Source organism: Streptococcus infantis (assembly GCF_047460685.1).
Taxonomy (GTDB): Bacteria; Bacillota; Bacilli; order Lactobacillales; family Streptococcaceae; genus Streptococcus; species Streptococcus infantis_AD.
On sequence record NZ_JASHFS010000014.1, the window covers coordinates 42,496 to 55,030 of the forward strand.

A 12,535-nucleotide genomic window follows, 5' to 3' on the forward strand; every position below is an offset into this window, starting at 1 on the left:
TTACAGCTATTTTGTAATCACGTACTCTCTTTGATAAAAAATTGGAGATTCCTTGACAAATATGCTCTTACGTGCTATTATTTAAGTATCTATTTAAAAGGAGTTAATAAATATGCGGCAAGGTATTCTTAAATAAACTGTCAATTTGATAGTGGGAACAAATAATTGGATGTCCTTTTTTAGGAGGGCTTAGTTTTTTGTACCCAGTTTAAGAATACCTTTATCATGTGATTCTAAAGTATCCGGAGAATATCTGTATGCTTTGTATGCCTATGGTTATGCATAAAAATCCCAGTGATAAGAGTATTTATCACTGGGATTTTTATGCCCTTTTGGGCTTTTGAATGGAGGAAAATCACATGAAAATTATTAATATTGGAGTTTTAGCTCATGTTGATGCAGGAAAAACTACCTTAACAGAAAGCTTATTATATAACAGTGGAGCGATTACAGAATTAGGAAGCGTGGACAAAGGTACAACGAGGACGGATAATACGCTTTTAGAACGTCAGAGAGGAATTACAATTCAGACAGGAATAACCTCTTTTCAGTGGGAAAATACGAAGGTGAACATCATAGACACGCCAGGACATATGGATTTCTTAGCAGAAGTATATCGTTCATTATCAGTTTTAGATGGGGCAATTCTACTGATTTCTGCAAAAGATGGCGTACAAGCACAAACTCGTATATTATTTCATGCACTTAGGAAAATGGGGATTCCCACAATCTTTTTTATCAATAAGATTGACCAAAATGGAATTGATTTATCAACGGTTTATCAGGATATTAAAGAGAAACTTTCTGCCGAAATTGTAATCAAACAGAAGGTAGAACTGTATCCTAATATGTGTGTGACGAACTTTACCGAATCTGAACAATGGGATACGGTAATAGAGGGAAACGATGACCTTTTAGAGAAATATATGTCCGGTAAATCATTAGAAGCATTGGAACTCGAACAAGAGGAAAGCATAAGATTTCAGAATTGTTCTCTGTTCCCTCTTTATCATGGAAGTGCAAAAAGTAATATAGGGATTGATAACCTTATAGAAGTGATTACTAATAAATTTTATTCATCAACACATCGAGGTCCGTCTGAACTTTGCGGAAATGTTTTCAAAATTGAGTATTCGGAAAAAAGACAGCGTCTTGCATATATACGTCTTTATAGTGGCGTACTGCATTTGCGAGATTCGGTTAGAATATCGGAAAAGGAAAAAATAAAAATTACAGAAATGTATACTTCAATAAATGGTGAATTATGTAAAATCGATAAGGCTTATTCCGGGGAAATTGTTATTTTGCAGAATGAGTTTTTGAAGTTAAATAGTGTTCTTGGAGATACAAAGCTATTGCCACAGAGAGAGAGAATTGAAAATCCCCTCCCTCTGCTGCAAACGACTGTTGAACCGAGCAAACCTCAACAAAGGGAAATGTTACTTGATGCACTTTTAGAAATCTCCGACAGTGACCCGCTTCTGCGATATTATGTGGATTCTGCGACACATGAAATCATACTTTCTTTCTTAGGGAAAGTACAAATGGAAGTGACTTGTGCTCTGCTGCAAGAAAAGTATCATGTGGAGATAGAAATAAAAGAGCCTACAGTCATTTATATGGAAAGACCGTTAAAAAAAGCAGAGTATACCATTCACATCGAAGTTCCACCGAATCCTTTCTGGGCTTCCATTGGTCTATCTGTAGCACAGCTTCCATTAGGGAGCGGAGTACAGTATGAGAGCTCGGTTTCTCTTGGATACTTAAATCAATCGTTTCAAAATGCAGTTATGGAGGGGATACGCTATGGCTGTGAACAAGGATTGTATGGTTGGAATGTGACGGACTGTAAAATCTGTTTTAAGTATGGCTTATACTATAGCCCTGTTAGTACCCCAGCAGATTTTCGGATGCTTGCTCCTATTGTATTGGAACAAGTCTTAAAAAAAGCTGGAACAGAATTGTTAGAGCCATATCTTAGTTTTAAAATTTATGCGCCACAGGAATATCTTTCACGAGCATACAACGATGCTCCTAAATATTGTGCGAACATCGTAGACACTCAATTGAAAAATAATGAGGTCATTCTTAGTGGAGAAATCCCTGCTCGGTGTATTCAAGAATATCGTAGTGATTTAACTTTCTTTACAAATGGACGTAGTGTTTGTTTAACAGAGTTAAAAGGGTACCATGTTACTACCGGTGAACCTGTTTGCCAGCCCCGTCGTCCAAATAGTCGGATAGATAAAGTACGATATATGTTCAATAAAATAACTTAGTGTATTTTATGTTGTTATATAAATATGGTTTCTTGTTAAATAAGATGAAATATTTTTTAATAAAGATTTGAATTAAAGTGTAAAGGAGGAGATAGTTATTATAAACTACAAGTGGATATTGTGTCCTGTATGTGGAAATAAAACACGATTAAAGATAAGGGAAGATACTGAATTAAAAAAATTCCCCCTCTATTGTCCGAAATGCAGACAAGAAAATTTAATTGAAATAAAGCAGTTCAAAGTAACTGTGATTACAGAGCCAGACGCAAAGACGCAGAGCCGATAAAATGAGATTAATACAATCTCATTTTATCGGCTCTTTCCGTTATGTATGGATTCTTTTAATTAGTCTTCGATGTTTCTTGCTTCGTTGATACCGCTGGCTAAAGATTCCATTAAGGATAGTTCTTTGTCTGTAAAGCTATCCATGTATTTCTCTATCTGTAATCGTCGGGTGCTTTTTACCAAGTTATTAGCAGGTAGGGGTCCCGAGCGCCTACGAGGAATTTGTATCGATAAGAAATAGATTTAAAAATTTCGCTGTTATTTTGTACATTTAACTTGACGGTGACATCTCTCTATTGTGAGTTATTAGTGGTACAGTTTTCAACCGTTTTAATTATAAAAAAGTGGTGCATTTTTAAATTGGCACAAACAGGTAACGGTTATTGCAGGTGTATTTCTTATCTATGGGTTTAACATGGATTTTATCATTAAAATCATGAGTATTGTCCGAGAGTGATTGGTCTTGCGTATGGTTAACCCTAAAGTTATGGAAATAAGACTTAGAAGCAAACTTAAGAGTGTGTTGATTGTGCATTATCTTAAAATTTTGTATAATAGGAATTGAAGTTAAATTAGATGCTAAAAATTTGTAATTAAGAAGGAGGGATTCGTCATGTTGGTATTCCAAATGCGTAATGTAGATAAAACATCTATTGTTAGATAAAACATCTATTGTTTTGAAACAGACTAAAAACAGTGATTACGCAGATAAATAAATACGTTAGATTAATTCCTACCAGTAACTAATCTTATGACTTTTTAAACAGATAACTAAAATTACAAACAAATCGTTTAACTTCTGTATTTATTTATAGATGTAATCACTTCAGGAGTGATTACATGAACAAAAATATAAAATATTCTCAAAACTTTTTAACGAGTGAAAAAGTACTCAACCAAATAATAAAACAATTGAATTTAAAAGAAACCGATACCGTTTACGAAATTGGAACAGGTAAAGGGCATTTAACGACGAAACTGGCTAAAATAAGTAAACAGGTAACGTCTATTGAATTAGACAGTCATCTATTCAACTTATCGTCAGAAAAATTAAAACTGAATACTCGTGTCACTTTAATTCACCAAGATATTCTACAGTTTCAATTCCCTAACAAACAGAGGTATAAAATTGTTGGGAATATTCCTTACCATTTAAGCACACAAATTATTAAAAAAGTGGTTTTTGAAAGCCATGCGTCTGACATCTATCTGATTGTTGAAGAAGGATTCTACAAGCGTACCTTGGATATTCACCGAACACTAGGGTTGCTCTTGCACACTCAAGTCTCGATTCAGCAATTGCTTAAGCTGCCAGCGGAATGCTTTCATCCTAAACCAAAAGTAAACAGTGTCTTAATAAAACTTACCCGCCATACCACAGATGTTCCAGATAAATATTGGAAGCTATATACGTACTTTGTTTCAAAATGGGTCAATCGAGAATATCGTCAACTGTTTACTAAAAATCAGTTTCATCAAGCAATGAAACACGCCAAAGTAAACAATTTAAGTACCGTTACTTATGAGCAAGTATTGTCTATTTTTAATAGTTATCTATTATTTAACGGGAGGAAATAATTCTATGAGTCGCTTTTGTAAATTTGGAAAGTTACACGTTACTAAAGGGAATGTAGATAAATTATTAGGTATACTACTGACAGCTTCCAAGGAGCTAAAGAGGTCCCTAGCGCCTACGGGGAATTTGTATCGATAAGGAATAGATTTAAAAATTTCGCTGTTATTTTGTACAATAAGGATAAATTTGAATGGTACCATAAACGACCGTTTATGGTACCTTTTCATTTTCCTGCTTTTTCTAAATGTTTTTTAAGTAAATCAAGTACCAAAATCCGTTCCTTTTTCATAGTTCCTATATAGTTATACTTAATGAGTTATGGTACATTTAAATTATAAAATTAAGGAGGTTTTTTTATGATTTTTGGCTATGCTCGAGTGAGTACGGATGATCAAAATCTTAGTTTACAAATTGATGCACTTACTCATTATGGAATTGATAAATTATTTCAAGAAAAAGTAACTGGTGCGAAAAAAGACCGACCGCAATTAGAAGAAATGATCAACCTACTACGTGAAGGAGATTCTGTTGTCATTTACAAGTTAGATCGAATTTCACGATCAACTAAACATTTGATTGAACTTTCTGAATTATTTGAAGAACTTAGTGTCAATTTTATATCTATTCAAGATAACGTAGATACTTCAACGTCTATGGGAAGATTCTTTTTCCGAGTTATGGCTAGTTTAGCAGAACTGGAACGGGATATTATTATTGAACGAACTAACTCTGGTCTTAAGGCAGCCAGAGTCCGAGGAAAAAAAGGGGGCCGTCCAAGTAAAGGTAAGCTATCAATTGATTTAGCTTTAAAAATGTATGACAGCAAAGAGTATTCTATTCGTCAAATTCTTGATGCCTCTAAATTAAGCAAAACAACCTTTTACCGTTACCTCAATAAAAGGAATGCTTAAGATATGGCTATGAAAAGAATTTTAACTACTTCACAGCGTGAACAACTTCTTTCTGTAGACCACTTATCAGAAGAGGATTTTAAAGCGTATTTTAGTTTTTCTGATTATGATCTGGAGGTTATTAATCAACACCGTGGAAAGGTCAATAAACTAGGATTTGCGATACAACTTTGTTTGGCCCGGTATCCTGGGTGTTCTTTAAGTAATTGGCCGATTAAATCAACCAGACTAACTTCTTATGTGAGTCGACAGCTCCATCTTGATGCAATTGATTTAAATTCATATGATCATAGAAATACACGTGCAAATCACTTCAACGAGATCTTAGAAGTATTCAACTATCATCGATTCGGTAGTGCTAATACACAAAAACAGTTAATAGAATATTTAATTGAACTAGCTTTAGAAAATGATGACTCTATCTATCTAATGAAAAAAACAATTGATTTCTTAACTCGAAAAAGAATTATTTTTCCATCTATAGCTACACTTGAAGACATTATAAGCCGCTGTCGAGATAAAGCAGAAAACAACTTATTTTCAATATTACTCTGTTCATTAACAGATATACAAATTGAAAAACTAGAGAGTTTGTTTCAAATTTATGAAGAGACGAAAATAACTAAACTCGCTTGGCTAAAAGACATTCCAGGTAAGGCAAATCCAGAAAGCTTTATGAGTATTTGTAAAAAAGTGGAAGTGATTGCTTCCATGGGACTCGGGACAATTAATGTCTCCCATATTAATCGGAACAGGTTTCTTCAGCTAGCTAGACTAGGGGAAAATTATGATGCATATGACTTCTCCCGTTTTGAGCTTGAAAAAAGATACTCTTTACTTATTGCTTTTTTAGTCAATCATCATCAATATCTGATCGATCAACTGATTGAGATTAATGACCGCATTTTAGCAAGTATTAAACGCAAAGGGACACGTGATTCACAAGAACAGTTAAAAGAAAAAGGAAAATTGGCTACTAAAAAATTGGAACATTATGCTTCTTTAATTGATGCTCTTCACTTTGCAAAAGATAATGATAGTAATCCTTTTGACGAAATTGAACGAATCATGCCTTGGGAAGATTTAGTACAAGATGGAGAAGAAGCTAAAAAAATTACAGGTAATAAAAATCATGGCTATTTAGAAATGGTTCGAAATAAAGCTAATTACCTCCGAAGATACACGCCAATGTTATTGAGGACCCTTTCGTTCAAAGCAACTCCGGCAGCAAATCCAGTCCTCATGGCCCTAACTCAACTAACTGATTTACACAATAGTGGTAAAAGAAAAATACCGGCAGATACTTCTACTGATTTTGTGAGTAAAAAATGGAAAAGCCTTGTTCGGCCAGAAGAGGGGAAAATAGATCGGTCTTACTATGAGTTAGTAGCTTTCACCGAGCTAAAGAACAATATTCGATCAGGAGATATTTCAGTTGAAGGAAGTATGATCCATCGAAATATTGATGATTACTTAGTTGATTTATCTGCTTGTATTGATTCAGAAACTATTCCAGACACGTTTGAGGACTATTTAAAGGATCGGGAAATAATTTTAGATTTACAGCTTCAATTTTATTCGACAGTTGATAAGAGAATTTCAAGAGCAAACCTTAAAAAGTTGGAAAAAGTTACACCTAGCGAAGCAGAAATATATAGAAAAAAACTTTATTCAATAATTCCTAAGATAAGGCTTAGTGATCTTTTAATTGAGGTGGACAGTTGGACCAACTTTTCACAAGAATTTAGTCATGATTCTACAGGGAAACCGCCGAGTGAACAAGAAAGAAAAATTATTTTTGCTGCTTTGCTGGGTTTAGGGATGAATATTGGTCTTGAAAAAATGGCCCAATCAACTCCTGGAATTTCTTATTCTCAGTTAGCCAATGCCAAACAATGGCGCTTTTATAAAGAAGCTCTGACTCGTGCTCAATCTGTTTTGGTTAATTATCAGTTAAAGCTTCCTGTTGCAGACTTTTGGGGTGAAGGAAAAACCACTGCTTCAGACGGAATGCGCGTCCCAGTGGGCGTCTCAGCTCTAAAATCCGATGTTAATCCACATTACAAAAGTATGGAAAAAGGAGCTACAATGATTCGATCAATAAATGATAGGCATACGACTCATCATATCGAGGTTGCTTCAACTAATACAAGGGAAGCTACTCATACCCTTGATGGCCTACTTTATCATGAAACAGATCTAGATATTGAGGAACATTTTACTGATACAAATGGGTATTCTGATCAGGTGTTTGGAATGACCGCATTACTAGGCTTTGATTTTGAACCTCGCATCAGAAATATAAAAAAATCACAATTATTTTCTATCAAATCACCTTCCTACTACCCTAACTTATCAGAAGATATAAGCGGAAAAATCAATGTAAAAATTATTGAAGAAAACTATGATGAAATTAAACGAATCGCCTATTCGATTCAAACAGGAAAAGTATCTAGTTCTTTACTATTAGGAAAGCTAGGCTCATACGCACGTAAGAATAGAGTAGCTCTTGCACTGAGAGAACTAGGTCGCATTGAAAAGAGCATTTTTATGATAGATTATATTACAGATAGTGAGCTACGGCGAAGGATCACTCATGGACTAAATAAGACAGAAGCGATTAATGCTTTAGCTAGAGAACTATTTTTTGGGCGACGCGGAAAATTTATGGAGCGCGATATTCGCCGACAACTTCAAAGTGCTAGTGCGCTTAATGTGTTAATAAATGCAATAAGTATATGGAACGCCGTCTACTTACAAGCAGCTTATAATTATCTCGTCAAAATAGATCCCGAAGTAACTAAGTATATGAAGCATGTATCTCCTATTAATTGGGAGCATATCACTTTTCTTGGAGAGTATAAATTTGACTTGTTATCTATTCCTAAACACTTAAGAGAATTGAATATAAAAAATAAATAGGCCTTGAAACATTGGTTTAGTGGGAATTTGTACCCCTTATCGATACAAATTCCCACTAAGCGCTCGGGACCCCAGGTAAGAAAAATTCATCAACGGAAACATGAAGTAACGATACAAGGTCATAAAGAACTTGTATGCTGGGGTGTTGCCCTTTATTTTCAATATTAGTTAAGTACCGTGGGTCAATTTCAATCAATGCTCCCACTTGTTCACGAGTTAAACCTCGTTTCAATCGAGCTTCTTTAATGGCTAAACCAAAGGCTCTAAAATCATATTTATCTTCTTTTTTACGCATAGTAGACCACCTCTATACATTTTATTGTTCCTACTGAATTAAAAACAGGTATAGAAAAACGTGTTATATGGTTTATAGGTTTATATTTAATAAAAAGCACTACTAAACGCCAATAAAAAAAACCGTTATATGGTAGTGCTATTTACGCTGTTAAAATATTGTATATTACTTCCAAATGGCGGTTTGTTGGAGGTCAACGTCGCCATGAAGTACATCATATACAATAAATTTCCTTACATTGGGTTCTTGTCAAAAAAAGTCGTCTATCTGCAATAGATAAGTACGTCCACCAATGTGGTTTTATAAATCATATAGATAGAATAACAGAAGCATGTAAACAGAGAAATAAATCTGTTTATATGCTTTTTTGGCTATTCAGAACTTTTTTACAAAGTTTATTTATCAGTAATGCAACAAATCCCCCTTTCACATTGGGACTAAGAGTGAAAGGAGATAAACGAGCAAGGCTCACTTCCTTTCCTAGACAGAAAGGGGGTGAGAAACATGAAACCATCTTCTTTTCAGACCACAATAGAAAATCAGTTTGACTATATCTGTAAACGTGCTATGGAAGACGAGCGAAAGAATTATATGCTTTATCTTTCAAGGATTGCAAAGCGTGAGGTGTCCTTTTCGGATGTTGGCGATTATCTTGTTAGCCAGTTTGCGACAACAGATAACTATTCAACTGACTTTCAGATTTTTACACTCAATGGGTTATCAGTAGGCGTTGAAAATGATTTGTTGAGTGAAGCATTACGTGAGTTGCCAGACAAGAAACGTGAAATTCTACTGCTGTTTTACTTTATGGACATGAGCGATTCAGAAATTGCAGACCTGTTGAAATTGAACCGTTCTACTGTCTATCGGCATAGAACCAGTGGACTAGCCTTAATTAAAAAGTTTATGGAGGAATTTGAAGAATGAAAACACAATATCCTATGATTCCCTTTCCTCTCATTGTAAAGGCAACAGATGGCGATACCGAAGCGATTAACCAGATTCTACATCATTACAGAGGGTACATAACGAAGCGTTCCCTACGACTTATGAAAGATGAATATGGCAATCAAAGTATGGTCGTTGATGAAGTCTTACGTGGAAGAATGGAAACCAGACTGATTACAAAGATTTTGTCATTTGAAATTAAGTAATATCCTCTCTCCTTTCGTGGAAGCGTGCTAAACCATTCCACGCTTCCCGAACAGGGAGGTTTGTTATTCCACCAAAGCATATTGAGCTTTCAATGTGTTTTGATAGGCTAACGAGCCATTGTTCTTTGAAAACTGAATAAAAGTAATCGAATACGTTTCGATAAGAAAAGAGCCAACGGAACTAACCGCCATGACCTATCTTATAAAGATAGCGAGCGATTCATGTTAGTGATCCGAGAAGCAATCTTTAGCAGGATTGCCTGCAACGACATTCTTATCGTGATAATGATACTCCCATACAGTCAATAGTCCGAGCGTGATAAAACCGTCGCAGGCAATGAGTATGGCTACATGAGAACCATGCAGGGGTGGAACTCCCGTGAGCTTTGCTAAAGCTGTTCGATTGCTGGTAAAACAACTTTTATGAAATCCAAATAAGTGATTTGGAAAGGAGGATTTTATGAAGCAGACTGACATTCCTATTTGGGAACGTTATACCCTAACCATTGAAGAAGCGTCAAAATATTTTCGTATTGGCGAAAACAAGCTACGACGCTTGGCAGAGGAAAATAAAAATGCAAATTGGCTGATTATGAATGGCAATCGTATTCAGATTAAACGAAAACAATTTGAAAAAATTATAGATACATTGGACGCAATCTAGCGTCGCCAAAGGGTCTTGTATATGATAAAATAGTATTAAGTCGTATCAAGGCTCTTTCCATAAAGGAAAGGAGCAAATGCCATGTCAGAAAAAAGACGTGACAATAAAGGTCGAATCTTAAAGACTGGAGAGAGCCAACGAAAAGACGGAAGATACTTATACAAATATATAGATTCATTTGGAGAACCGCAATTTGTTTACTCGTGGAAACTTGTGGCTACAGACCGAGTACCAGCAGGAAAGCGTGATTGTATCTCACTTAGAGAGAAAATCGCAGAGTTACAGAAAGACATTCATGATGGTATTGATGTTGTAGGAAAGAAAATGACACTCTGCCAGCTTTACGCAAAACAGAACGCTCAAAGACCAAAGGTTAGAAAAAACACTGAAACTGGACGCAAATATCTTATGGATATTTTGAAGAAAGACAAGTTAGGTGTAAGAAGTATTGACAGTATTAAGCCATCAGACGCTAAAGAATGGGCTATTAGAATGAGTGAAAATGGTTATGCTTATCAAACCATCAATAACTACAAACGTTCTTTAAAGGCTTCATTCTATATTGCTATACAAGATGATTGTGTTCGGAAGAATCCATTTGACTTTCAACTGAAAGCAGTTCTTGATGATGATACTGTCCCTAAGACCGTACTAACAGAAGAACAGGAAGAAAAACTGTTAGCCTTTGCAAAAGCTGATAAAACCTACAGCAAAAATTATGATGAAATTCTGATACTCTTAAAAACAGGTCTTCGTATTTCAGAGTTTGGTGGTTTGACACTTCCAGATTTAGATTTTGAGAATCGTCTTGTCAATATAGACCATCAGCTATTGAGAGATACTGAAATTGGGTACTACATTGAAACACCAAAGACCAAAAGTGGCGAACGTCAAGTTCCTATGGTTGAAGAAGCCTATCAAGCATTTAAGCGAGTGTTAGCGAATCGAAAGAATGATAAGCGTGTTGAGATTGATGGATATAGTGATTTCCTCTTTCTTAATAGAAAGAACTATCCAAAAGTGGCAAGTGATTACAACGGCATGATGAAAGGTCTTGTTAAGAAATACAATAAGTATAACGAGGATAAATTGCCACACATCACTCCACATAGTTTGCGACATACATTCTGTACCAACTATGCAAATGCAGGAATGAATCCAAAGGCATTACAGTACATTATGGGACATGCTAATATAGCCATGACGCTGAACTATTACGCACATGCAACATTCGATTCTGCAATGGCAGAAATGAAACGCTTGAATAAAGAGAAGCAACAGGAGCGTCTTGTTGCTTAGTAGTACAAATGAATTTACTACTTATTTACCACTTCTGACAGCTAAGACATGAGGAAATATGCAAAGAAACGTGAAGTATCTTCCTACAGTAAAAATACTCGAAAGCACATAGAATAAGGCTTTACGAGCATTTAAGAAAATATAAAAAGATAATTAGAAATTTATACTTTGTTTGAACTGAAAAAACAGTAAGAAAGCGTAAAAAATCAATTCCTGTACTAGCGTGTAATTGAAATTTTTTAGTTTTGGCGTTAGAACTGTTTCCTCAGTCCTAGCCCCTTCTCTTTTTGATAAGTATGCTTGGCAGAAAGTAGTTTGTAAATGATTCTGAGAATCTTATGAGCATAAGCAATGACGGCCTTCATCTTGCTTACTCTTTGGGAAATTCGATTATAAAAAAAAGAAAAAGCTGGATCCTTGGAATGTGCTGCAATTAATCCCGACATGGTCAAAGCCTGTTTTATTTAGCGATTTCCTTGCGTGATGTGTGAGGATTTTTTAATGCCAGCACTATAGGCTAAACATCTTTTTCTGTCATGAGTTAGCAGGCTCTGCCTGATTAGAGTTTTACATGTAATCTATTTTAATAGTAATGTTTTATCATTTTCAGGAGAACGCAGTTTTGGCTCGTTCTCTTTTTTGTTGTGATACTTCTTTCAAGGAATATTTGGTAGGATTGGAGTGAAAAAAGATTAACTAAGAAAGAAGGAAGTATATGGAAGCCATTTATCAACGTGATTCGGATCAAGATGGACTGACTGACGCTCAAGAATTTGCGCTAGGAACCAATCCTCTTAGCGCAGATTCTGATGGTGATGGTCGTTCAGATTTAGTGGAAATAGAAGAAGGAACCAATCCCTTAGAAAAGGATTTACAAGACATAGACCAAACAAGTATCACTGAACCGTCCTCAGTATTTATGGAAATGAAACAAAAGATTTCAGATATGATGGAGAGTCACTACAAGGAATTTATACAGGCTCTGATTAGTATTGAAACAGGGATTGAAAACCAACAAGACCTAGAAGACTTATATACTTACTACATGAGAACGGATGCCGTTTCTCTTTTATCTAGTGATTTAGAAATCAGTCCTCAAGAGGTTGAAATGGAGATAGAGTTGTAGGGGAATCATGTGATTCTCCTATTT

Annotated in this window: 12 protein-coding genes and 4 pseudogenes; 13 read left to right on the top strand and 3 right to left on the bottom strand. The window is 35.3% G+C overall.

Features of this window, described 5'->3' with window-relative positions; translation table 11 throughout:
- Positions 1 to 296: 296 nt before the first annotated feature.
- The 3 genes and pseudogenes from QM917_RS07845 to QM917_RS07855 form a co-directional block, all read left to right on the top strand.
- A pseudogene (locus tag QM917_RS07845) lies at positions 297 to 344 on the top strand (hypothetical protein); the annotation flags it as partial.
- Between the two features lie 15 nt (positions 345 to 359).
- Positions 360 to 2,279, top strand: coding sequence for a tetracycline resistance ribosomal protection protein Tet(M) (tet(M), locus tag QM917_RS07850; RefSeq protein WP_000691734.1), 1,920 nt, complete (start codon positions 360 to 362; stop codon positions 2,277 to 2,279).
- 118 nt (positions 2,280 to 2,397) lie between these two features.
- Positions 2,398 to 2,565 (top strand): cysteine-rich KTR domain-containing protein, encoded by a 168-nt coding sequence (locus QM917_RS07855; RefSeq protein ID WP_000336323.1) that lies wholly within the window; start codon positions 2,398 to 2,400, stop codon positions 2,563 to 2,565.
- 59 nt (positions 2,566 to 2,624) lie between these two features.
- Here the strand turns inward: QM917_RS07855 and QM917_RS07860 are convergent.
- A pseudogene (locus QM917_RS07860) lies at positions 2,625 to 2,762 on the bottom strand (XRE family transcriptional regulator); the annotation flags it as partial.
- Between the two features lie 283 nt (positions 2,763 to 3,045).
- Here QM917_RS07860 and QM917_RS07865 point away from each other — a divergent pair.
- From QM917_RS07865 to QM917_RS07885, 5 genes and pseudogenes are all read left to right on the top strand, one after another.
- Positions 3,046 to 3,129 (top strand): annotated as a pseudogene (locus tag QM917_RS07865) (MLS leader peptide); the annotation flags it as partial.
- Between the two features lie 48 nt (positions 3,130 to 3,177).
- Positions 3,178 to 3,228 carry a 23S rRNA methyltransferase attenuation leader peptide gene (locus QM917_RS07870; RefSeq protein WP_414285429.1) on the top strand — a complete coding sequence of 17 codons (51 nt, stop codon included), beginning with the start codon at positions 3,178 to 3,180 and terminating at the stop codon, positions 3,226 to 3,228.
- Positions 3,229 to 3,404: 176 nt separating this feature from the next.
- Entirely contained in the window at positions 3,405 to 4,142 is a 738-nt protein-coding gene (erm(B), locus tag QM917_RS07875; RefSeq protein ID WP_002321849.1) for a 23S rRNA (adenine(2058)-N(6))-methyltransferase Erm(B), read from the top strand.
- A 354-nt stretch (positions 4,143 to 4,496) separates the two neighbouring features.
- Positions 4,497 to 5,051 carry a recombinase family protein gene (locus QM917_RS07880; protein ID WP_000576156.1) on the top strand — a complete coding sequence of 185 codons (555 nt, stop codon included), beginning with the start codon at positions 4,497 to 4,499 and terminating at the stop codon, positions 5,049 to 5,051.
- Positions 5,052 to 5,054: 3 nt separating this feature from the next.
- Positions 5,055 to 7,973 (top strand): Tn3 family transposase, encoded by a 2,919-nt coding sequence (locus tag QM917_RS07885; RefSeq protein ID WP_001240982.1) that lies wholly within the window; start codon positions 5,055 to 5,057, stop codon positions 7,971 to 7,973.
- 73 nt (positions 7,974 to 8,046) lie between these two features.
- Here QM917_RS07885 and QM917_RS07890 read toward each other — a convergent pair.
- Positions 8,047 to 8,268: pseudogene (locus QM917_RS07890) on the bottom strand (helix-turn-helix domain-containing protein); the annotation flags it as partial.
- A gap of 504 nt (positions 8,269 to 8,772) precedes the next feature.
- Between QM917_RS07890 and QM917_RS07895 the strand changes: the two are divergent.
- Both QM917_RS07895 and QM917_RS07900 read left to right on the top strand, forming a co-directional pair.
- Entirely contained in the window at positions 8,773 to 9,195 is a 423-nt protein-coding gene (locus QM917_RS07895) for a sigma-70 family RNA polymerase sigma factor (protein ID WP_000804885.1), read from the top strand.
- Positions 9,192 to 9,422, top strand: coding sequence for a helix-turn-helix domain-containing protein (locus QM917_RS07900; protein ID WP_000857133.1), 231 nt, complete (start codon positions 9,192 to 9,194; stop codon positions 9,420 to 9,422). The genes QM917_RS07895 and QM917_RS07900 overlap by 4 nt, the downstream gene beginning before the upstream one ends.
- 225 nt (positions 9,423 to 9,647) lie before the next feature.
- On the opposite strand, the gene QM917_RS07905 is transcribed toward QM917_RS07900, so the two are convergent.
- On the bottom strand, positions 9,648 to 9,899 hold the full coding sequence (locus QM917_RS07905; protein WP_001845478.1) for a hypothetical protein: 252 nt from the start codon (positions 9,897 to 9,899) through the stop codon (positions 9,648 to 9,650).
- Between QM917_RS07905 and QM917_RS07910 the strand changes: the two genes are divergently transcribed.
- The 3 genes from QM917_RS07910 to QM917_RS07920 all read left to right on the top strand — a co-directional run bounded on the left by QM917_RS07910 (position 9,883) and on the right by QM917_RS07920 (position 12,511).
- Entirely contained in the window at positions 9,883 to 10,086 is a 204-nt protein-coding gene (locus tag QM917_RS07910) for an excisionase (protein WP_000814511.1), read from the top strand. The two genes, QM917_RS07905 and QM917_RS07910, sit on opposite strands and share 17 nt — an antisense overlap.
- Positions 10,087 to 10,167: 81 nt before the next feature.
- Positions 10,168 to 11,385, top strand: a complete 1,218-nt coding sequence (locus QM917_RS07915) for a tyrosine-type recombinase/integrase (protein ID WP_001291561.1) — start codon at positions 10,168 to 10,170, stop codon at positions 11,383 to 11,385.
- A 715-nt stretch (positions 11,386 to 12,100) separates the two neighbouring features.
- Positions 12,101 to 12,511 (top strand): thrombospondin type 3 repeat-containing protein, encoded by a 411-nt coding sequence (locus QM917_RS07920; RefSeq protein WP_020998530.1) that lies wholly within the window; start codon positions 12,101 to 12,103, stop codon positions 12,509 to 12,511.
- The last annotated feature ends 24 nt before the right edge of the window (positions 12,512 to 12,535 follow it).

Excerpts from the sequence above, each read along its gene's own strand:
- QM917_RS07880 (WP_000576156.1), top strand. The coding sequence starts at position 4,497 with ATGATTTTTGGCTATGCTCGAGTGAGTACGGATGATCAAAATCTTAGT.
- QM917_RS07885 (WP_001240982.1), top strand. The coding sequence starts at position 5,055 with ATGGCTATGAAAAGAATTTTAACTACTTCACAGCGTGAACAACTTCTT.
- QM917_RS07895 (WP_000804885.1), top strand. The coding sequence starts at position 8,773 with ATGAAACCATCTTCTTTTCAGACCACAATAGAAAATCAGTTTGACTAT.
- QM917_RS07900 (WP_000857133.1), top strand. The coding sequence starts at position 9,192 with ATGAAAACACAATATCCTATGATTCCCTTTCCTCTCATTGTAAAGGCA.
- QM917_RS07910 (WP_000814511.1), top strand. The coding sequence starts at position 9,883 with ATGAAGCAGACTGACATTCCTATTTGGGAACGTTATACCCTAACCATT.
- QM917_RS07905 (WP_001845478.1), bottom strand. The coding sequence starts at position 9,899 with ATGTCAGTCTGCTTCATAAAATCCTCCTTTCCAAATCACTTATTTGGA.
- QM917_RS07915 (WP_001291561.1), top strand. The coding sequence starts at position 10,168 with ATGTCAGAAAAAAGACGTGACAATAAAGGTCGAATCTTAAAGACTGGA.
- QM917_RS07920 (WP_020998530.1), top strand. The coding sequence starts at position 12,101 with ATGGAAGCCATTTATCAACGTGATTCGGATCAAGATGGACTGACTGAC.